The organism is Bacillus sp. C1, assembly GCF_054570475.1.
Genome location: NZ_JBTMZT010000001.1, coordinates 353,256 through 372,501 on the forward strand (window position 1 = coordinate 353,256; position 19,246 = coordinate 372,501).

Below are 19,246 nucleotides of genomic sequence, written 5' to 3' on the forward strand. Positions count from 1 at the left end.
TTCACTATGTCTGGAGAGGAGAAGGTATTGAAATCATGTCAAGAGCTCAAGAAATTTCTAGGTGGTTTCGTAACATACAACATTCGAAAAAATTAAGCTGGATTTCTTATGTTTTATTGGGAGCGGTACTATTTTTCGCCCTTATGAACAATGTGAAACCAGAACAACTAGATGTTAAAATGTTATCTATTTCTAAACAAACAATCCACTCTCCTATCAAAATTGAAGATAAAGTCACGACAGATAGAAAGAAGAGGGAAGCTGCTCAAAAGGTTGAAGATCAATATACATATCGAAGTGAATATAAGCAAAATAAAGTGGATATTGTAAACTCTGTCTTTGATGCGATAAAAGAAGTGGAAGCTGAGACGAAGTCTTCCGGTCCTGATGAACAGAAAAAAGTCTCGGCCGCAGAGCGATTAGAGAAACTTAAAAAGAAACTTCCTGCTGATTTGACAAAAAGCTTATCTGATTCTGTATTGTTACAGTTTGTAAATGCTGAACCAGATCAATTGTCATTGGCGAGAGATGCTGTGCTAACAGCGATTAATAATATTATGAGTACGCACATTAAAATGAATGAAGAAAATGATGCGAGAGAGCGATTTGTTAATGAAATACGCAATGTTAATGTAAATAGCGATTTAAAAGAAGCGCTTAACACGCTTGGGAAATATGCGATTGAAGCGAATTATTTCTATGATTCGGTTGCTACAAAAGAACGAAAGCAAATGGCGATGGATGCGATAGCGCCGGTGTATATTTTACAAGGGCAAATTCTTGTTAAGGAAGGCGACACGATTACAAGGGAAGTATATGATCAGTTGAAATTAGTCGGGCTTCTCGAACAAGGAAATACATTCCAACCATTTGTAGGATTAGCAATGATTATTGGTGTGCTCTTATTCTTTATGCATAAACAATTCGAATCATTTTTGAAATTGAAAAGGGAAGAAAAACCATATGTTTTAGCGTATACAACAATTGCAGCAATTACAGTTGTTTTGATGAAAATCATTAGTTTGTTTCAAAAATTGGAATACGCAGGTATTGCATATGTTGTTCCAGTCGCAATGGGAACTATACTGGTGAAATTAATGATTGGCGATCGTTTTGTTTTTATAACGAGTATAATTTTTTCTGTATGCGGAAGTATTCTATTTAATGAAGGAGTAACAAGTACGCTGAATTATAGTGTCGGTATTTATGTTTTACTAAGTTCATTATCTGTTAGTATCTTTTTGAGAGAAAAAAATAGACGTACGATGATTTTGCAGGCAGGTATACTTGTTTCTGTTTTAAATGTAGTTGTATTGGCGGCGCTATTACTTTTGCGGAATGGAAACTTTTCTCCACTTGAAATTGGTTCGCAATTATTAATGGCTGCAGCTTCTGGTATCATCTCATCTATTTTAGCTATGGGAATTTTACCGTATTTAGAGAGCGGTCTTGGCATTGTATCAAGTATGAAACTTATGGAGCTTTCCAGTCCAAATCATCCGCTTCTTCGTAAGATTTTATTGGAAGCACCAGGAACGTATCATCATAGCGTTATGGTTGCTAATCTTTCTGAGGCAGCTTGTGAGGCGGTTGGGGCAAATGGAGTATTGGCGCGTGTTGGTGCGTATTATCATGATATTGGGAAAACGCTTCAACCTCATTTCTTTATAGAAAACCAAATGGGAATTGAAAATCCCCATGATACATTAGATCCTGAAACGAGCAGAGATATTATTATTGCTCATGTGACAAATGGAGTGAAAATGTTGGAAGAACATCATATTCCGCAAGAAATTATTGATATTGCGGGACAACATCATGGAACAACATTACTTAAATATTTTTACTACAAAGCAATTAAAGAAGATAAAGAAAAATATACAGAAGAAATGTTTCGTTATCCAGGATCAAAAGCGACGTCAAAAGAGTCTGCGATTGTTGGGATTGCTGATAGTGTTGAAGCGGCAGTACGTTCTATGAACCACCCAACACCAGAACAAATTAATAATTTAGTACAAAGTATTATAAAAGATCGTTTGCAGGATGGACAATTTAGTGAATGTAATTTGACATTTAAGGAATTACAAATTGTTGGGAAAACTTTATGTGAAACATTAAATGGTATTTTCCATTCCCGTATTAAATATCCGGAACCGCCGGAAGAAAAGGTGACAGAATGAGTTTATTAATAGATTTTTTTGATGAAACAGAAGAAGTGAAAGAAGAGTATGTAAATATGATCCGTGATTTGTTAGAGCAGGCTGCGAGCGTGGAGAACGTAGAAGACGGGACAGAGCTTTCGGTTACATTTGTTGATAATGAACGTATTCAGGAGATTAATCGTGATTATCGTGATAAAGATCAGCCGACAGACGTTATCTCTTTTGCAATGGAAGATATGGGAGAAGGCGAGATGGAGATCGTTGGCGCAGAAATGCCGCGTATGTTAGGGGATCTTATTATTTCTATTCCAAGAGCAAAAGAGCAGGCTGAAGAATATGGGCATTCTTTTGATCGTGAGTTAGGCTTTTTAGCGTTACATGGATTCCTGCATTTACTTGGTTATGACCATATGACAGAGGAAGACGAAAAAGAAATGTTTGGAAAACAAAAGGAAATTTTAGATGTATTTGGATTAGGTCGATGAAAAAAGGAAAACTTATAAATAGTTTTGGATATGCTATAGCTGGTATATACTTTTGTCTTCGTCAGGAACGAAATATGAAAATTCATTTTTTAGCCGCAGTTATTGTTATATGCTGCGGCTTTTATTTCCATGTAACGACGGCCCAATGGTGCATATTACTTATTGTAATTGGAATTGTAATGAGTTTGGAAATGGTCAATACGGCGGTCGAAAAAACAGTTGATTTAGTCACGACAGATTTTAAACCCTTTGCGAAAATCGCAAAGGATGTTGCTGCTGGTGCAGTACTATTGTTTACCGTTATAGCTGTTATAATTGGTGCTATTATCTTTTTACCTTATATGGTATAGTTGCATTCCAAAGCTTTTGTTACGCTTTGGTAGCGTTCGGAACGCAATTAATGGAAGTTTCATTCAATCTTTTCACAATTGAAGGCGGAAAGGATGCGAGAGCATGAACAGCAAAGAATTAATCCAAGAAGCAATTGAAGCGCGTAAACAGGCGTATGTACCATATTCTAGGTTTCAAGTAGGTGCCGCATTATTAACGGAAGGCGGGAAAGTATACCGAGGATGTAATGTTGAAAATGCATCATATGGATTATGTAATTGTGCGGAAAGAACAGCTTTATTTAAAGCGGTTTCTGAAGGGGATAAAGCATTTGTAGCGATTGCGGTAGTGGCAGATACAAAGCGACCAGTACCTCCTTGTGGAGCATGCCGTCAAGTTATGATAGAATTATGTAAACAGGATACGAAAGTATACTTATCAAATTTACATGGTGACATAGAAGAGACGACAGTCGGAGCATTGTTACCAGGAGCATTTTTAGCGGAGGATTTACATGAATAGAAAAGGTTATAAATCAGGTTTTGTCTCTATAATTGGTAGACCGAATGTTGGGAAGTCTACATTTTTAAATCGTATTATCGGTCAAAAAATTGCCATTATGAGTGACAAACCACAAACAACTCGTAATAAAATTCAAGGTGTATACACAGAAAATGATTCACAAGTCATCTTTATTGATACCCCAGGAATACATAAGCCAAAGCATAAGCTAGGCGACTTTATGGTAAAAATGGCACAAACGACATTAAAAGAAGTTGATATTGTGTTATTTATGGTTAATGCAGTTGAAGGATTTGGTCGTGGTGAAGAGTTTATTATTGAGAAATTAAAAGAAACGAAGCAACCGGTATTTCTAGTAATTAATAAAATTGACCAAGTTCATCCTGAACAATTGTTAGAGTTAATTGATCAATATCGCAAGCTGCATGATTTTGCAGAAATTGTACCTATTTCTGCTTTAGATGGTAATAATGTGGAATCGTTAATTGGAGCCATCAAAAAATATTTACCAGAAGGCCCACAGTATTATCCAGACAATCAAGTAACAGATCATCCAGAAAGATTTATTATTGCAGAATTGATTCGCGAAAAGGTACTTCACTTAACGCGTGAGGAAGTACCTCATTCGGTAGCTGTTGTTATTGATGCAATTCAAAAGCGTGAGGGCGGAGCTGTCTATGTGAATGCGACAATTATTGTAGAACGCCCATCACAAAAAGGGATTATTATTGGAAAACAAGGGAAGATGCTGAAGGAAGTTGGAAAACGCGCTCGTTTTGATATTGAGGCGCTTCTCGGCTCGAAAGTATTTTTAGAAGTGTGGGTAAAAGTACAAAAAGATTGGCGTAATAAAATGTCGCAACTTCGCGATCTTGGTTTCCGTGAAGACGAGTATTAATAGAAATTAGGAAAATTTTTCTCACATGAAAATGAACAAAATGGGTCATTTTAATAATAACAAAAGAAATTGGTTTATATGCTACGCTTACTGAGAAAGGTGGATTCTTATGCTAGATTTTACCTGGAAGTTTTTCTCCAAGACAGGAAGCATTGAAACGTATTTGCTTTTGAAGGAAATGGAAAAAGACGTAAACGATGAGATGGATCAACATGAAGAAGAGCTAGCGCATCTAGATTCTCCAATTTCTTGACCCGTTTTGTTCAAACCTTGGATGGTGACGAACATGTTTCAAAAAGTTGAGGGGATTGTCATCCGGACAACAGATTACGGAGAAACGAATAAAATTGTAACGATATTCTCTCGTGAGCTTGGAAAGGTAAGTGCAATGGCAAGAGGGGCGAAAAAACCGAAAAGTAGGTTAGCATCTATTTCGCAACTTATGACGCATGGTCACTTTCTGATTCAAATGGGGTCTGGACTTGGGACTTTGCAACAAGGTGAAATCATTTCATCTATGAAAGAAATTCGTGAAGATATATTTTTAACTGCATATGCATCATTTATCGTTGAATTGACTGATAAAGCAACAGAAGATAAAAAACATAATCCGTACTTATTTGAAATGTTATATCAAACGTTGCACTATATGTGCGAGGGTGTTGATTCTGAAGTATTATCGTTAATTTATCAAACGAAAATGCTCCCGGTGCTCGGGATGCATCCATATTTTGATACATGTGCCATTTGTCACCAAGAAACAGATTTTGTCGCCTTCTCTGTCCGAGAAGGCGGTTTTCTGTGCTCGCGTCATGCACAGCAAGATCCGTACCGCATTCCGGTAGGAGAGGCTGTTCATAAATTGTTACGTCTATTTTATCACTTTGATTTAACACGCCTTGGTAATGTATCTGTTAAGGATGGAACGAAGCGGCAAATGCGTACAGTATTAAATACATATTATGATGAATATTGTGGCATCTATTTGAAATCAAGACGTTTCCTTGAACAACTTGATAAGTTTCAAATATAAAAAGGACCATATAAAGGTCCTTTTTACATCCTTTCTTTTTCAAAAAGCATATTTAGTATATAATATTTAAGAGATAGTATAACTTTTTTCGTTTTGTATTGAAGGTGGTGATTATCATAGAACTGAATAAACGGCAAGAACATATCATTCAGATTGTAAAAGATCACGGTCCTATTACAGGGGAATCAATTGCGGCACAATTAAATTTAACACGTGCAACGTTAAGACCTGATTTAGCAATTTTAACGATGGCGGGTTATTTAGAAGCACGGCCACGTGTCGGTTATTTTTATACAGGGAAAACTGGGGGACAGTTATTATCAGAAGCTGTTAAGAAAATTAAAGTGCAAGATTATCAATCTAGACCGGTCGTAATCGATAAAAATATTTCTGTATACGATGCAATTTGTACCATGTTTTTAGAAGATGTGGGTACTTTATTTGTTGTGGATCAAGCGACTCTTCTAGTTGGGGTAGTTTCTCGTAAAGATTTATTACGTGCGAGCTTAGGAAAGCAGGATTTAACGTCACTTCCGGTTAATATTATCATGACAAGAATGCCAAATATTACAATGTGCCGTAGAGAAGATTCTCTATATGATGTTGCGATGGAATTAATAGAAAGGCAGATTGATGCAATGCCGGTCGTAAAAGACACGAAACAAGGATTAGAAGTAGTTGGTCGAATTACAAAAACAAATATTACGCGGGCGTTTGTAAATTTAGTAAATAATGAATAGGTGTAATTTGTTTAAAGTGAGGTAATGTAATGGATAATAAAATCGTATATGTCGTATCTGACTCTGTTGGAGAGACAGCTGATTTAGTTGTTCGAGCTGCAATGGGACAGTTTCCATTCGCTCCTGATATTAGACGTGTCCCTTATGTGGAAGACGTGGGGACATTAAAAGAAGTAATTTCAATTGCAAAGAGTAACAAAGCGCTTATTTGTTTTACATTAGTGAAACCTGAAATGCGTCAATATATGTTAACAGAAGCGGCAAAAGAGGGCGTAGAGGCCTATGATATTATTGGTCCTCTTATCGATCAAATTGAAGACATTACAGGGCAAATCCCGAGATATGAACCTGGTGTTGTTCGCAGATTAGACGAAGAATATTTTAAAAAGATTGAGGCAATTGAGTTTGCGGTTAAATATGATGATGGTAGAGATACACGTGGGATTTTAAAGGCCGATATCGTATTAATTGGGGTGTCTCGTACATCAAAAACACCCCTTTCACAATATTTAGCGCATAATAAACGCTTGAAGGTGGCGAACGTACCGCTTGTACCAGAAGTAGATCCACCTGAAGAATTATATAAAGTTGCAAAAGAGAAATGTTTCGGTTTGAAAATTACACCGGATAAGTTAAATCATATTCGAAAAGAGCGATTAAAATCACTTGGTTTAAGTGATGGAGCAACATACGCGAACATCAATCGTATTAAAGAAGAAATCGATCACTTTGAGAAAGTGGTAAGCAAAATAAACTGTCAAGTGATTGATGTATCCAATAAGGCGATTGAGGAAACAGCCAATATTATTGTCAATGCAGTGCAAAACCAAAAAATGTTTTAGCACATTTACCAAAGGTGAATGTGCTTTTTTCACTCAAGATAAGGTGCATCTTTTCTTAGTATTTAGCATTTTACGAGAGGACTATCCATGTTGAGCTGGAAAAATTATCGTTCTTTAAGAAAGCGATAAAATTTTAAAGGATATATAGCGAAGTTAGAGAAAATATATTATAATAAAAAATTGTGATAAAAACCTATATTTTACGTTTAGACTTTAATTTTTCAGAATAAACTAGGGATAGGATTTACGAAAAAGATATTCATCTACGTGAAATCGACAAAATTTAGACAAGAAAACGCACATTATGGAAGGATTCACAGAAGGGATGTAGAATACAGAAATATGCAAAACATCAGTAAGATACTAGTTGATGCAGATGCATGTCCCGTGAAGGATGAGATTGTGCGCATGGGAACAAAATTTCATGTCGAAATTTTGTTTGTCGCATCTTACGCCCATCGTTCAAGCAAACAGCAAGGAAATTGGGTCTATGTAGATTCTGAGCAAGATGAAGTGGATTTTTATATTTATAAACATGCGAAAGCTACAGATCTTGTGATCACACAGGATATGGGACTTGCTGGTCTTCTTGTGAAAAAAGAAGTATATGTATTATCTCCAAGAGGTACATTTGTAACAGACGAGCACATGGATACAATTTTATATAGTAGATATGTATCTGCAAAGTTACGCAGGCAAGGGACATATACGAAAGGTCCAAAATCATTTTCCAAACATGATCGACAGTGTTTTTTAACAAATTTAGAAAAAATATTGTCGAATTATAAAGGAATTTTTTGATTTATATCGAATACAAAACTACGACACGGAGATGGAGTTATGGGGAACAGAATTCCCGAAGAAGTTGTTGAACAGATTCGGACATCATCCGATATTGTTGAAGTGATTGGTGAGTATGTTCAGCTTAGAAAGCAAGGGCGCAATTATTTTGGTCTTTGTCCATTTCATGGTGAGAATTCTCCCTCATTTTCTGTTTCATCAGACAAGCAAATTTTCCATTGTTTTGGCTGTGGAGAAGGTGGAAATGTTTTTTCATTTCTTATGAAATTGGAAGGACTTTCTTTCACAGAAGCAGTCCAAAAGCTTGGAGAAAGAAATGACATTGTAGTTGCAGAGTATACATCAGGACAAGGACAACAAGAAAATATATCTGATGACAATATCATCATGTTACAAGCTCATGAACTTTTGAAAAAGTATTATCACCATCTTTTAGTAAATACAGAAGAGGGAAGTGAAGCTCTTTCTTATTTATTAAAACGTGGTATTACAAGAGAGATGATTGAGAAATTTGAAATTGGTTATGCATCACCAGTTTGGGATGCTGCAGCAAAAATATTACAAAAAAGAGGTTTTTCGCTATCGACTATGGAACAGGCAGGTCTGCTTGTAAGAAGTGAAAAAGATGGTAGTCATTATGACCGCTTTCGTGGAAGGGTTATGTTTCCGATTCACACTTTACAAGGAAAGGTTATAGCGTTTAGTGGAAGGGCACTGGGAGATGATACTCCGAAATATTTAAATAGCCCTGAAACGCCAGTTTTTCATAAAAGTAAGCTGCTGTATAATTTCCATCAAGCAAGGCCGTTTATTCGAAAGCGAGGACAGGTTGTCCTTTTTGAAGGTTATGCGGATGTACTAGCCGCTGTCAAAAGTGGCGTTGAAGAAGCGGTTGCAACGATGGGGACAGCTTTAACTGAAGAACAAGCAAAACTTCTGCGACGTAATGTTGAAACTGTTGTTCTTTGCTATGATGGTGATAAAGCTGGACGAGAGGCGACGATGAAAGCAGGGCAATTATTATTGCAAGTAGGTTGCCAAGTGAAGGTTACTTCATTGCCAGATAAGCTTGATCCTGATGAATATGTGCAACAATATGGAACGAACGCTTTTGAAAATCTTGTGAAATCAAGTATAAGTTTTGTTGGTTTTAAAATAAATTATTTACGTTTAGGGAAAAATTTGCAAGATGAGTCTGGTAAAGAAGAATATGTGAAAAGTGTTTTAAAAGAGTTGTCATTGTTACAAGATGCGATGCAGGCAGAATCATATTTAAAGTCATTATCGCAAGAATTTGCATATTCAATGGAAACACTTTTAAGTCAATTGCACCAATATCGCAAAGAACAAAAGATACAGCAAAAACAAACAAAACAAATTTCTAAGCCATCTCAAATTGTTCAAGCTAAACCGAAGTTAACAGGTTTTGAAAGGGCAGAAAGAGAACTCATTTACCATATGTTGCAAAATGCAGAAGTTGCAGTACGTATTGAGCCTCATATAGAAGATTTTCATACAGAAGAACATAAAGGGATTTTATATGAACTATACGCATATTATGAAAAGGGAAATGAACCTTCAGTCGGGAATTTCTTAAGTTGGCTCTCTGATGAAAAGTTGAAAAATATTATCACTGACATTTCGACGGATGAACTTATTAATCCAGAATACACAGAAGAAGTTTTACAAGGACATTTAGATGCTTTAAAACGCCATAAAGAAAAGGTACAAAAGATGGAAATCATCTTTACATTAAAGCAAATGGAAAAAACGGATCCTGTAGAAGCTGCTAAATATTATGTAGCGTATTTACAAAATCAAAAAGCGAGAAAATAGCTTTTTCGATAAAAATTTAGTATAATGAATGTTTGTATCTCGCGTAAGGAGGGGAACAGATGGCTGATAAACCAGCTCGTTCTAAACAAATTGAAACTGAAATGACTCTTGAGCAAGTGAAAGAACAACTCACTGAGCTCGGAAAAAAACGTGGCGTTCTTACATATGAAGAGATTGCAGAACGCATGAATGGATTTGAAATTGAATCCGATCAAATGGATGAATATTATGAATATTTAGGTGAACAAGGGATTGACCTAGTTGGCGATAACGATGAAGGTCCAAATAATCATCAAATTACAAAGACTGAAGAAGAATTTGATTTAAATGATTTAAGTGTGCCACCAGGTGTGAAAATCAACGACCCTGTTCGCATGTATTTAAAAGAAATCGGCCGCGTTGACTTACTATCTGCTGAAGAAGAAATTCGTTTAGCAACACGTATTGAAGAGGGCGATGAAGAAGCGAAGCGCCGTCTTGCAGAAGCGAACTTACGTCTTGTAGTAAGTATTGCAAAAAGATATGTAGGCCGTGGTATGCTCTTCTTAGACTTGATTCAAGAAGGGAATATGGGTCTAATTAAAGCGGTTGAAAAGTTTGATTATCGTAAAGGTTTTAAATTTAGTACGTATGCAACTTGGTGGATTCGCCAAGCGATTACACGTGCAATTGCAGACCAAGCGAGAACAATTCGGATTCCAGTTCATATGGTCGAAACAATTAATAAATTAATTCGTGTACAACGTCAGTTGTTGCAAGATTTAGGACGCGAACCATCTCCAGAAGAGATTGGTGAGGAAATGGATCTTGCTCCAGAAAAAGTACGCGAAATTTTAAAAATTGCTCAGGAGCCAGTTTCTCTTGAAACACCAATTGGTGAAGAAGATGACTCTCATTTAGGCGATTTTATCGAAGACCAAGAAGCGACATCACCTGCGGATCATGCAGCGTATGAATTGCTAAAAGAACAATTAGAAGATGTGTTAGACACACTAACAGATCGTGAAGAAAATGTTCTACGTCTTCGTTTTGGTTTAGACGATGGACGAACTCGTACGCTTGAAGAAGTAGGGAAAGTATTTGGCGTAACGAGAGAGCGTATTCGTCAAATTGAAGCAAAAGCACTTCGTAAATTAAGACATCCGAGCCGCAGCAAACGTCTAAAGGATTTCTTAGAATAGGCTTTCTTTTAAGTTTACTTCACATTTGTGAAGTAAACTTTTTTATTTTGTTAATTTTTGTTAAAATTTAGCTATCAGTAGCGATTACAATTCTTGTAATTTATTTTACAGAATTGTCTTTTGATTTGCAAATGGTCATTTTTCGATTTTTCGATTAATTTCGTTTGTTTTATACAAGAATATACGTGGAAAAACAAAAAATATGATGAGAAGCGTTGATATTTATCAAAATAATATGCGATAAAAGAATGATAATCAACAAACTGAATTTATGGAATATTTTTAACAACTGATAGTTTCGTCTTTTCTGACAGGTTATTTTCAAGTACAATAGAAATAACTGAATCATCTAACTATTAGAGGGGGGAGAAGAGCTATGAAACGTAATCCTTTGATTCCGTTTGCACTCATTGCTGTAATAGGGATTGTTATTATGTTTGTATTTTCATTTGAGGGATTGTATAAATCAAAAGAACTAGCTGACGCGAAAAAAAATGGGGGGAAAACAACACAAGCAGCATCTAAACCAGAGGATATTGTGAAGCAAAGCTGTACGAGTTGTCATGGTGATCAGTTGCAAGGTGCTGTAGGACCTAACTTACAAAAAATTGGCGGGAAACTTTCTAAAGATGAAATTCAAGGAGTTATTTCAAAAGGGAAAGGAAATATGCCGCCAAATTTAATTCCAGCAGATCAAGCTTCGAAAGTCGCAGATTGGTTAGCGAAGAAAAAATAAGGTTTTAATTCGTGGAATTTTATCGCTCGTAACTAGTGGAATAAAATCTGTAAAACAAGTCCCTTGCTTATAGCGAGGGACTTGTTTGTTTTTTTCTAAAATAAGATGAAATAAATGAATTGTTTTGTTTCTTTACTTGCAACAACCACTGTAAATTCATTATCATGGAGACAGACTGACAAGAGAAGGAGTAATGGAAATAAATGAATGAAGTGAAGCTTTCAAAAAGACTAGAAGAAGTAGTACGGGAGATTCCGGTAGGATCTACAGTTGCGGATATCGGTTCTGATCATGCGTATTTACCGTGCTATACAATTATAAATGGGATTGCTACAAAGGCGGTAGCGGGAGAAGTGGTAGATGGACCGTTCCGTTCTGCACAAGCTACAGTAGCTGAGAGTGGCTTGCAAGAAAAGGTAGATGTTCGTAAAGGGAATGGTTTAGCTGTTATTACACCTGGGGAAGTCGATGTTATTACAATTGCTGGCATGGGTGGAGCGTTAATTCGCGATATTTTAGAGGATGGAAAAGAAAAGCTAAACGGCGTAACTCGCTTAATTTTACAACCGAATATTGCTGCCCATCATATTCGTGAATGGTTTATTAAAAATGGCTGGGAGCTTATTCATGAGAAAATTATAAAAGAAGATGGGAAAATATATGAAATTTTAGTTGGAGAAAAAGGTGATCCGTTAACTCCTTATCATGACGACAAACAAGCTGAGTTATTTATCGGACCATTTTTGATGAAGGAAAAAAGTGCTGCGTTTATTGAGAAGTGGGAAAATGAACTGAAAAATTTTCAAAATATCTTGAAGCAGCTAGAACGTGCAACAAATTCGGAAGATACAAAAGCGAAACGAAATGAAGTAGCAGAGAAAATGAAAATGATAGAGGAGGTTTTATCATGAGTAAAATTCCAAATGGACATGAAGTGATTTCTTTATTTGAAGGTATGTATCCGAAACATCTAGCAATGGAAGGTGACAAGATTGGTTTGCAGATTGGGGCATTAAATAAGCCAGTTCAGCACGTATTAATCGCATTAGATGTTACAGAAGCAGTTGTGGAAGAGGCGATTCAAATCGGAGCGAATGTGATTATTGCGCATCATCCTCTTATTTTTAATCCGCTAAAAGCAATTCATACAGATAAAGCATACGGGCGAATTATTGAAACTTGTATCAAAAATGATATCGCAGTGTATGCGGCACATACAAATGTCGATGTTGCAAAAGGTGGAGTGAATGATTTACTCGCTGAGGCATTAGGATTACAAAATACAGAAGTTCTCGTTCCGACATACTCGGAAGAAATGAAAAAGATTGTTGTATTTGTGCCTGTAACGCATGCTGAAGAAGTTCGGAAAACTCTCGGGGATGCTGGAGCAGGCTCTATCGGTAACTATAGCCATTGTACGTTTAATAGTGAAGGAATAGGGGTATTTATGCCTGGGGAGGGGACGAACCCTCATATAGGTGAAACTGGGCAGTTAGAACGTGTAGAAGAGGTAAAGATTGAAACGATTATTCCAGCTTCACTAGAACGGAAGGTTGTAAAAGCAATGTTAACAGTTCATCCGTATGAAGAAGTCGCTTATGATGTGTATCCGCTTGATAATAAGGGAGAGCCATTAGGGCTTGGAAAAGTTGGATATTTGCAAGAAGAAATGACATTAGGGCAGTTTGCTGAACATGTGAAATCAGCATTAGATGTAAATGGGGCGCGAGTTGTTGGAAACTTAACTGATAAAGTACGAAAAGTAGCGGTGCTTGGCGGTGACGGGAATAAGTATATAAATCAGGCGAAATTTAAAGGGGCAGATGTGTATGTGACCGGTGATATGTATTATCATGTTGCACACGATGCGATGATGCTCGGGTTAAATATTGTGGACCCAGGACATAATGTGGAAAAAGTAATGAAACAAGGTGTGCAAAAACAATTGCAACAAAAAGTAGATGAGAAAAAATTTGCTGTGCAAATTCATGCTTCAAGGTTACATACGGATCCGTTTACTTTTGTATAAGTATTATAATAAAAAAATCCGTTGCTAGTGAGTTAGCAACGGATTTTTTTATTGTTGTTTTTTTACCTTTACACGCGGCAAGATTTTTTGAAGTGGTACATTTCGTTTGCGTTCCCAAGTTGCTGGATTCATTGGATCGTACTGTTCTAAAAAGGCAATTACTTCTTTTGTAATGGGCGTTGGTGTAGAAGCACCCGCGGTAACAGCGACATTTTCAACACCTTGCAGCCACTCTAGTTGAATTTCGCTTACGTCGGCAACGCGATATGCCTTTGTACCGGCGATTTCTTCAGATACTTGAGCTAAACGATTTGAGTTATTACTTTTTGGATCACCAACAACAATGGTTAAATCAGCAACATCCGCTTGTTTAGCGACTGCTTCTTGACGGACTTGTGTTGCTAAACAAATTTCTTTATGAAATTCAGCCGTTGGGAATTTTTTCTGGATGTCCTCCATAAGATGCAGAACGTCCCATTGGCTCATTGTTGTTTGATTTGTAACCAAAATTTTCTCTGTTGGGATTTGGAGTGTTTTTAAATCGTCCGCTTTTTCAATGAGATGAACGATATCAGGTGCAATACCAACAGCTCCTTCTGGTTCTGGATGTCCTTTTTTACCGATATAAATCACATGATAACCTTCCGCTTTTTTGGCTTCAATGAGGTCATGTGTTTTTGTAACGTCTGGGCATGTTGCATCGATTGTTGTTAATCCTTTTTCTTTCGCACGCTGTTTAACTTCTGGAGAAACACCATGTGCTGTGAAAATAACAGTACCAGAATCGATTTTATCTAAAATCTCCAATCGACTTGGACCATCTAATGTAATAATGCCATCTTCTTCGAAAGCATCTGTGACATGTTTGTTGTGAACAATCATACCTAAAATATAAATTGGTCTCGGTAAAGTTTTATCTAGTGCAGCGTTGCGTGCAATGACCATTGCATCAACAACACCGTAGCAATAACCGCGAGGGGAAATTTTTACAATTTTCATGAGAATAATCCTCTCCTTCTAAACAAGGAATCCTTTTTGTACATAGTCTTTTCCATTATAAAGGAGGAGCGGACAGAAAACAAAGGATTGTTAGACATATAGTCTCGGTTTTGGTTTCGTATACGGGATACCTTCTTTCGAGGACCCGCTTTTAATAATGGGTTCCAACATTATTTTCTTCTTTTTTGAAGATGGTGGAGGTGTAACGATTACTTCCCCCTCTTCTGCAACACCTTTTCCTGAAGTAAGAATTTTTACGATGCTTGGTATACTACGAACAATAGGTCCGTATTGTTCGAAGACAGGTCCGACAGATTTAGCGACTTGAGCCACCTTTTCGATATTATTTAACATGTCGGTAGGATTGGAGAGTAAGTTGGTAAAGAAGTTGCTGATACCGCCACTAGGTGCAATAGGTGCTAACCCGCGCATTTCATTTGGCTCACTTATTTGTGGGGGGATCATTTGCTCTGGGTACGGCATTAAGGGTTGATAATGTTGGTACATTACCGGCGGAACTTCCATTTGTCGATAGGGCGGAACCATTCGCATAAAAGGATGAGTTGGATCATGCTTTTTGAATAATTTAGCGAGAAAACCTTTCTTTTTTTGAACCATAGGCGGTACGTTACGGGTGGGATATGGAGTGTATGGTTGCAAACGCTCTGCATATATTTGCCTTCCAGGGGGTTTCGGATACATAAGAGAAACCCTCCTTTCTTCAATTAGGTATATACACATACAATATGCAATGAAAAGAGAGAAGGTTAGTTTTTAAGGTAAAAACTTAAACTAAAGATGGATTTTACTATTAGATTTCGATATAATGTAAACTTGACCGATTTGTGCGCGCAGTAGAAATTTCAGAAAGAAGGTGTAACTTATGACACTACAAACATTTACACAATATAATTTTCAACCATTTTTAATAGATGCAGTTCGTGAACTACGCTTTTCGGAGCCGACAGAAATTCAACAGAAAATTTTTCCTGTTGTGAAAAAAGGTGTGAGTGTAATTGGACAGTCCCAAACGGGTTCTGGGAAAACACATGCATACTTACTTCCAACTTTAAACAGAATTGATGCAAAACGCGAAGCAGTACAACTTGTTATTACAGCACCTACTCGTGAGTTAGCACAACAAATTTATCAAGAAATTGAGAAGTTAACAAAATTTTGTTCGGAAGATCAAGTGATTACAGCACGCTGTTTAATTGGTGGAACGGACAAACAACGCTCCATTGAAAAGCTGAAAAAGCAACCTCATGTCGTTGTTGGAACACCAGGACGTATTAAAGATTTAGTAGAAGAACAAGCACTATTTGTTCATAAAGCATCGACTATTATTGTCGATGAGGCGGATTTAATGCTTGATATGGGATTCATTCAAGACGTAGATAAAATTGCAGCGCGTATGCCTAAAAACTTGCAGATGCTTGTTTTCTCTGCAACGATTCCTCAAAAATTAAAGCCGTTTATGAAGAAGTACATGGATAATCCAGAGCACATTCATATTAATCCGAAACAAGTTGCGGCAGGGAATATTGAGCACTATTTAGTACCTTCTAGACATCGTAATAAGATTGAATTAGTGAAAAATATGTTACTTCAATTTAAGCCATATTTAGCAATCGTCTTTACAAATACGAAAAAAATGGCAGATGAAGTTGCGAACGGATTAACAGAGCGTGGATTAAAAGTTGGACGAATCCACGGTGATTTATCTCCGCGCGATCGTAAAAAAATGATGAAGCAAATTCGCGATTTAGAATACCAATATATTGTAGCTACTGATTTAGCGGCACGTGGTATTGATATTGAAGGAATAAGCCATGTAATTAATTATGAACTACCTTCTGATTTAGATTTCTTCGTTCATCGCGTTGGAAGAACAGCGCGTGCTGGTTATTCTGGTATCGCAGTGACAATTTATGACCCAGCAAACGAAGAAGCATTAGATAGCTTAGAAAAACAACGTAATATCACATTTAAACATGTAGATTTACGTGGGGACGAATGGGCAGACTTAGGTGAGCGTCGTCGTCGTAAAAGTCGTAAAAAACCAAATGATGAATTGGATGTTATGGCAACAAAAGTTGTTAAAAAACCGAAAAAGGTTAAGCCAGGTTATAAGAAAAAGCTTGCTACTGAACGTGAGAAAGTGAAGAAAAAGTATAGCAATAAAAAAAGATAAGGGGATTCCTTATCTTTTTTTTAGCTATTTGTGAGTAGGAAAAGTGTCTTTAAAAAGTTTACTTTATTTTTTTGTAGTGGTTTCTTTTTTGAATAAACAATTCACTACATATTTCTACAAATTATGCTATCATTATAGCTATTGTATATTGAAGAGGTGATTATATGTTAAAGATTGGATCTCATGTTTCTATGAGTGGTAAAAAGATGTTATTAGCAGCAAGTGAAGAGGCTGTTTCATATGGCGCGACAACGTTTATGATTTATACAGGTGCACCGCAAAATACGAGAAGAAAACCAATTGAAGACTTAAATATAGAAGCAGGACGTAAACATATGGAGCTTAATGGCATTGATGAAATTATTGTCCATGCACCATATATTATTAATGTTGGTAACACAACAAAACCCGAGACGTTCCAATTAGGTGTAGATTTCCTTCGTATGGAAATTGAAAGAACGGAAGCGTTAGGTGTAGCAAAGCAAATTGTACTTCATCCAGGAGCTCATGTTGGTGCGGGAGCTGATGCTGGTATTGCTCAGATTATTAAAGGTTTAAATGAAGTGTTAACACCGGAACAGACGGTAAATATTGCATTAGAAACAATGGCTGGAAAAGGTACAGAATGTGGACGTAGTTTTGAAGAACTTGCAAAAATTATCGAAGGTGTCACATATAACGAAAAACTATCTGTATGTTTCGATACGTGTCATACACATGATGCAGGTTATGATATTGTTAACGATTTTGATGGTGTCCTCAATGAATTTGATAAAATTGTTGGGATTGACCGTTTGCAAGTGTTGCATATTAACGATAGTAAAAATGTGCGCGGAGCTGGAAAAGACCGCCATGAAAATATTGGATTCGGCCATATTGGGTATAAAGCGTTGCATCACATTGTACACCATCCGCAACTGAAGCATGTACCGAAAATTCTTGAAACACCATATGTAGGGGAAGATAAGAAAGATAAAAAGCCACCATATAAGTTTGAAATTGAAATGTTAAAGAGTGGTTCATTTGATGAAAATATTCTTGAGAAGATTAAAGAGCAATAAGGAGGGGGATTTTCCCTCCTTATTTTAATAGTTGTTGGAATAACGTATTGATTTGTTGAGCGGTAGATGGAGAAGTTACGGTAGCAATCTTTTTCAAAAGTTCCAGTCTTTCTCCCGTATCATAAATATTAATGTTTTTTCCTTGTATTAAAGGAACAATTTGCTCAGCCTGTTCAGTTGTGATAGAAACTTCATATTCTTTACTATATTTCAATAATTCTTTTGTTGTCATATGATTTAATTTTTTGTTTACAATATGTTTGATGAGATTCATGGTGTAGTCCTCCTTTAGTTGTTTTTATATCGAAATATATGTATGAGGCGCTTGTCTATATTCGTATAGTAGGTGCTTTTTCTATGAGTAAAAGAAGAATATGCTATAATAAAAGAATGAAATGACACGAATAACCTATAAGGAGGGCTTATGGAAAAAAAACAACATCGAAAAGAAAGTATTATTCATCTATTTTATCGTCTTGTTATGATTGTCTTTGGAGCGGCATGCGCTGCGGTAGCCATCGAATTATTTTTAATACCAAATAAAATTATTGATGGTGGAATTATTGGTGTTTCCCTCATACTAGATTATCTTACTCCAAATATTTGGTGGTTAAGTTTCTCTACTTTAGTTGTCATCCTCAATTTACCGTTTATGTATTCAGGGTATAAACAAATCGGGAAAACTTTTATGTTATCCTCTGCTTTTGGAATTGTAGCTTTAGCATTCATTGAAACAACATTACATGGTGTTCAGCCATTTACGACGGAACCGATTTTAGCAACTGTTTTTGGAGGTCTTATTTTAGGGATTGGCGTAGGACTTGTTATCAGGCACGGTGGTTCATTAGATGGAACAGAGATTATGGGGATTTTATTAACGAAAAAATTACCATTTTCTGTCGGTGAATTTGTTATGTTTGTGAACTTATTTATTTTTGCTTGGGCAGCGTTTGTATTTGGTGTGGAACAGGCGATGTATTCTGTTATGACATACTATATCGCATTTAAAACAATTGATACGGTTATTCAAGGTTTGGATGAGACGAAAGCAGTATTAATCGTATCAGATCAGTATGAAGAAGTATCAAATGCCATCTTACATCGTCTTGGTCGTGGGACAACGAAACTTGTTGCTAAAGGCGGCTATACAGATAAAGAAAAAGAAGTAATCTATGCGGTCGTTACACGTCTTGAAGTAACAAAATTAAAATCAATTGTTCATGAAATTGATGAAAATGCCTTTGTTACAATTATGAGTACGCAAGAGACAAACGGTGGTAAGTTTAAATCAGCTATTCATTAAAAGTGTATGTTGTCGGTCCGTTTTGAAGTGTGAAAAAATGTGGCAGCTATCTTTTGTTTTGGATAGCTGTATAACAAAAAGCAGAGAGAATTTC

Annotated in this window: 21 protein-coding genes; 18 read left to right on the forward strand and 3 right to left on the reverse strand. The window is 36.4% G+C overall.

Features of this window, described 5'->3' with window-relative positions; all coding sequences use genetic code 11:
• The first annotated feature begins 35 nt into the window (after positions 1-35).
• The 15 genes from ACX5JI_RS01825 (at position 36) to ACX5JI_RS01895 (ending at position 13,595) form a co-directional block, all read left to right on the forward strand.
• Positions 36-2,180, forward strand: a complete 2,145-nt coding sequence (locus tag ACX5JI_RS01825; RefSeq protein ID WP_459499396.1) for an HD family phosphohydrolase — start codon at positions 36-38, stop codon at positions 2,178-2,180.
• Positions 2,177-2,647, forward strand: a complete 471-nt coding sequence (gene ybeY, locus ACX5JI_RS01830; RefSeq protein WP_459499397.1) for an rRNA maturation RNase YbeY — start codon at positions 2,177-2,179, stop codon at positions 2,645-2,647. The genes ACX5JI_RS01825 and ybeY overlap by 4 nt, the downstream gene beginning before the upstream one ends.
• Positions 2,644-2,997: a diacylglycerol kinase family protein gene (locus tag ACX5JI_RS01835; RefSeq protein ID WP_459499398.1), complete on the forward strand. Its 354-nt coding sequence runs from the start codon at positions 2,644-2,646 to the stop codon at positions 2,995-2,997. The genes ybeY and ACX5JI_RS01835 overlap by 4 nt, the downstream gene beginning before the upstream one ends.
• Positions 2,998-3,100: 103 nt before the next feature.
• Positions 3,101-3,499, forward strand: coding sequence for a cytidine deaminase (locus ACX5JI_RS01840; RefSeq protein ID WP_459499399.1), 399 nt, complete (start codon positions 3,101-3,103; stop codon positions 3,497-3,499).
• Positions 3,492-4,397, forward strand: coding sequence for a GTPase Era (era, locus tag ACX5JI_RS01845; RefSeq protein ID WP_459499400.1), 906 nt, complete (start codon positions 3,492-3,494; stop codon positions 4,395-4,397). The genes ACX5JI_RS01840 and era overlap by 8 nt, the downstream gene beginning before the upstream one ends.
• 109 nt (positions 4,398-4,506) lie before the next feature.
• Positions 4,507-4,650: a YqzL family protein gene (locus ACX5JI_RS01850; protein ID WP_000883924.1), complete on the forward strand. Its 144-nt coding sequence runs from the start codon at positions 4,507-4,509 to the stop codon at positions 4,648-4,650.
• A gap of 33 nt (positions 4,651-4,683) precedes the next feature.
• Complete coding sequence (gene recO / locus ACX5JI_RS01855) at positions 4,684-5,430, forward strand: DNA repair protein RecO (protein WP_459499401.1); 747 nt, start codon at positions 4,684-4,686, stop codon at positions 5,428-5,430.
• Between the two features lie 107 nt (positions 5,431-5,537).
• Positions 5,538-6,170 carry a transcriptional regulator CcpN gene (gene ccpN / locus ACX5JI_RS01860; protein WP_459499402.1) on the forward strand — a complete coding sequence of 211 codons (633 nt, stop codon included), beginning with the start codon at positions 5,538-5,540 and terminating at the stop codon, positions 6,168-6,170.
• 29 nt (positions 6,171-6,199) lie between these two features.
• A complete protein-coding gene (locus ACX5JI_RS01865) occupies positions 6,200-7,012 on the forward strand; it encodes a pyruvate, water dikinase regulatory protein (protein ID WP_459499403.1) in 813 nt (270 codons plus the stop codon).
• Between the two features lie 342 nt (positions 7,013-7,354).
• The gene (locus ACX5JI_RS01870) at positions 7,355-7,813 is read left to right on the forward strand and encodes a YaiI/YqxD family protein (RefSeq protein WP_459499405.1); all 459 of its coding nucleotides are present in this window, start codon (positions 7,355-7,357) and stop codon (positions 7,811-7,813) included.
• Between the two features lie 39 nt (positions 7,814-7,852).
• Positions 7,853-9,649 carry a DNA primase gene (gene dnaG / locus ACX5JI_RS01875; protein WP_459499406.1) on the forward strand — a complete coding sequence of 599 codons (1,797 nt, stop codon included), beginning with the start codon at positions 7,853-7,855 and terminating at the stop codon, positions 9,647-9,649.
• A gap of 59 nt (positions 9,650-9,708) precedes the next feature.
• Complete coding sequence (gene rpoD, locus ACX5JI_RS01880) at positions 9,709-10,830, forward strand: RNA polymerase sigma factor RpoD (protein ID WP_000764058.1); 1,122 nt, start codon at positions 9,709-9,711, stop codon at positions 10,828-10,830.
• A gap of 376 nt (positions 10,831-11,206) precedes the next feature.
• Positions 11,207-11,566, forward strand: a complete 360-nt coding sequence (cccA, locus tag ACX5JI_RS01885; protein WP_459499407.1) for a cytochrome c550 — start codon at positions 11,207-11,209, stop codon at positions 11,564-11,566.
• Between the two features lie 203 nt (positions 11,567-11,769).
• Positions 11,770-12,477, forward strand: coding sequence for a tRNA (adenine(22)-N(1))-methyltransferase (locus ACX5JI_RS01890; RefSeq protein WP_459499408.1), 708 nt, complete (start codon positions 11,770-11,772; stop codon positions 12,475-12,477).
• Positions 12,474-13,595, forward strand: coding sequence for a Nif3-like dinuclear metal center hexameric protein (locus ACX5JI_RS01895; RefSeq protein WP_459499409.1), 1,122 nt, complete (start codon positions 12,474-12,476; stop codon positions 13,593-13,595). The genes ACX5JI_RS01890 and ACX5JI_RS01895 overlap by 4 nt, the downstream gene beginning before the upstream one ends.
• Positions 13,596-13,643: 48 nt before the next feature.
• On the opposite strand, the gene ACX5JI_RS01900 is transcribed toward ACX5JI_RS01895, so the two are convergent.
• Positions 13,644-14,594 carry a 4-hydroxy-3-methylbut-2-enyl diphosphate reductase gene (locus ACX5JI_RS01900; protein WP_459499410.1) on the reverse strand — a complete coding sequence of 317 codons (951 nt, stop codon included), beginning with the start codon at positions 14,592-14,594 and terminating at the stop codon, positions 13,644-13,646.
• Positions 14,595-14,684: 90 nt separating this feature from the next.
• Entirely contained in the window at positions 14,685-15,296 is a 612-nt protein-coding gene (vrrA, locus tag ACX5JI_RS01905) for a VrrA/YqfQ family protein (protein WP_459499411.1), read from the reverse strand.
• Positions 15,297-15,477: 181 nt separating this feature from the next.
• Between vrrA and ACX5JI_RS01910 the strand changes: the two genes are divergently transcribed.
• Both ACX5JI_RS01910 and ACX5JI_RS01915 read left to right on the forward strand, forming a co-directional pair.
• Positions 15,478-16,788 (forward strand): DEAD/DEAH box helicase, encoded by a 1,311-nt coding sequence (locus ACX5JI_RS01910; RefSeq protein WP_459499412.1) that lies wholly within the window; start codon positions 15,478-15,480, stop codon positions 16,786-16,788.
• A 164-nt stretch (positions 16,789-16,952) separates the two neighbouring features.
• Positions 16,953-17,849 (forward strand): deoxyribonuclease IV, encoded by an 897-nt coding sequence (locus ACX5JI_RS01915; RefSeq protein ID WP_459499413.1) that lies wholly within the window; start codon positions 16,953-16,955, stop codon positions 17,847-17,849.
• 19 nt (positions 17,850-17,868) lie between these two features.
• Here ACX5JI_RS01915 and ACX5JI_RS01920 read toward each other — a convergent pair whose 3' ends face one another.
• Positions 17,869-18,123: a DUF2624 domain-containing protein gene (locus tag ACX5JI_RS01920; protein WP_459499414.1), complete on the reverse strand. Its 255-nt coding sequence runs from the start codon at positions 18,121-18,123 to the stop codon at positions 17,869-17,871.
• 150 nt (positions 18,124-18,273) lie between these two features.
• Between ACX5JI_RS01920 and ACX5JI_RS01925 the strand changes: the two genes are divergently transcribed.
• Complete coding sequence (locus tag ACX5JI_RS01925; RefSeq protein ID WP_459499415.1) at positions 18,274-19,152, forward strand: YitT family protein; 879 nt, start codon at positions 18,274-18,276, stop codon at positions 19,150-19,152.
• Positions 19,153-19,246: the final 94 nt, after the last annotated feature.

Bases quoted from the DNA above. Each gene is read 5' to 3' on its own strand.
- ACX5JI_RS01840 (WP_459499399.1), top strand. From the start codon at position 3,101: ATGAACAGCAAAGAATTAATCCAAGAAGCAATTGAAGCGCGTAAACAG.
- recO (WP_459499401.1), top strand. From the start codon at position 4,684: ATGTTTCAAAAAGTTGAGGGGATTGTCATCCGGACAACAGATTACGGA.
- ACX5JI_RS01865 (WP_459499403.1), top strand. From the start codon at position 6,200: ATGGATAATAAAATCGTATATGTCGTATCTGACTCTGTTGGAGAGACA.
- ACX5JI_RS01920 (WP_459499414.1), bottom strand. From the start codon at position 18,123: ATGAATCTCATCAAACATATTGTAAACAAAAAATTAAATCATATGACA.
- ACX5JI_RS01900 (WP_459499410.1), bottom strand. From the start codon at position 14,594: ATGAAAATTGTAAAAATTTCCCCTCGCGGTTATTGCTACGGTGTTGTT.
- vrrA (WP_459499411.1), bottom strand. From the start codon at position 15,296: ATGTATCCGAAACCCCCTGGAAGGCAAATATATGCAGAGCGTTTGCAA.
- ACX5JI_RS01890 (WP_459499408.1), top strand. From the start codon at position 11,770: ATGAATGAAGTGAAGCTTTCAAAAAGACTAGAAGAAGTAGTACGGGAG.
- ACX5JI_RS01870 (WP_459499405.1), top strand. From the start codon at position 7,355: ATGCAAAACATCAGTAAGATACTAGTTGATGCAGATGCATGTCCCGTG.
- era (WP_459499400.1), top strand. From the start codon at position 3,492: ATGAATAGAAAAGGTTATAAATCAGGTTTTGTCTCTATAATTGGTAGA.
- ACX5JI_RS01910 (WP_459499412.1), top strand. From the start codon at position 15,478: ATGACACTACAAACATTTACACAATATAATTTTCAACCATTTTTAATA.
- ACX5JI_RS01850 (WP_000883924.1), top strand. From the start codon at position 4,507: ATGCTAGATTTTACCTGGAAGTTTTTCTCCAAGACAGGAAGCATTGAA.
- rpoD (WP_000764058.1), top strand. From the start codon at position 9,709: ATGGCTGATAAACCAGCTCGTTCTAAACAAATTGAAACTGAAATGACT.
- cccA (WP_459499407.1), top strand. From the start codon at position 11,207: ATGAAACGTAATCCTTTGATTCCGTTTGCACTCATTGCTGTAATAGGG.
- ACX5JI_RS01895 (WP_459499409.1), top strand. From the start codon at position 12,474: ATGAGTAAAATTCCAAATGGACATGAAGTGATTTCTTTATTTGAAGGT.
- ybeY (WP_459499397.1), top strand. From the start codon at position 2,177: ATGAGTTTATTAATAGATTTTTTTGATGAAACAGAAGAAGTGAAAGAA.
- ACX5JI_RS01835 (WP_459499398.1), top strand. From the start codon at position 2,644: ATGAAAAAAGGAAAACTTATAAATAGTTTTGGATATGCTATAGCTGGT.
- dnaG (WP_459499406.1), top strand. From the start codon at position 7,853: ATGGGGAACAGAATTCCCGAAGAAGTTGTTGAACAGATTCGGACATCA.
- ACX5JI_RS01825 (WP_459499396.1), top strand. From the start codon at position 36: ATGTCAAGAGCTCAAGAAATTTCTAGGTGGTTTCGTAACATACAACAT.
- ACX5JI_RS01925 (WP_459499415.1), top strand. From the start codon at position 18,274: ATGGAAAAAAAACAACATCGAAAAGAAAGTATTATTCATCTATTTTAT.
- ACX5JI_RS01915 (WP_459499413.1), top strand. From the start codon at position 16,953: ATGTTAAAGATTGGATCTCATGTTTCTATGAGTGGTAAAAAGATGTTA.